Here is a 566-nt window from a genome sequence, read left to right on the forward strand (position 1 = left end):
AACATGATCACCGGCGCTGCTCAGATGGACGGTGCTATCCTCGTCGTATCCGCTGCTGACGGCCCGATGCCGCAGACTCGTGAACACATCCTGTTGGCTCGCCAGGTTGGTGTACCGGCTATCGTTGTATACCTCAACAAAGCTGACCAGGTTGACGATCCGGAACTGTTGGAACTCGTTGAAATGGAAGTTCGCGACCTCCTGAGCTCCTATGACTTCCCCGGCGACGATGTACCTATCATCGTAGGTTCCGCTCTCAAAGCCCTCGAAGGCGACGAAAGCGAAATCGGCAAACCGTCGATCCTCAAATTGATGGATGCCGTTGACGAATACATCCCGACTCCGCAGCGTCCGACGGATCAGCCGTTCTTGATGCCGGTCGAAGACGTCTTCACCATCACCGGCCGCGGTACCGTTGCTACGGGCCGTGTTGAACGTGGCGAATTGAAAGTCGGCGACAACGTTGAAATCGTTGGCCTTGCTGATAAACCGAAAGACACGGTTGTTACGGGCGTTGAAATGTTCCGTAAGATCCTCGACAGCGCAGAAGCTGGCGACAACATCGG

Annotated in this window: 1 protein-coding gene; it reads left to right on the top strand. The window is 55.5% G+C overall.

From position 1 onward, the window contains the following. Nucleotides 1-566, top strand: a 566-nt coding sequence (locus HMPREF3201_RS10575; RefSeq protein ID WP_231726843.1) for a GTP-binding protein, incomplete at both ends; no start/stop codon positions are given.

This window comes from Megasphaera sp. MJR8396C, assembly GCF_001546855.1.
Classification (GTDB): domain Bacteria; phylum Bacillota; class Negativicutes; order Veillonellales; family Megasphaeraceae; genus Megasphaera.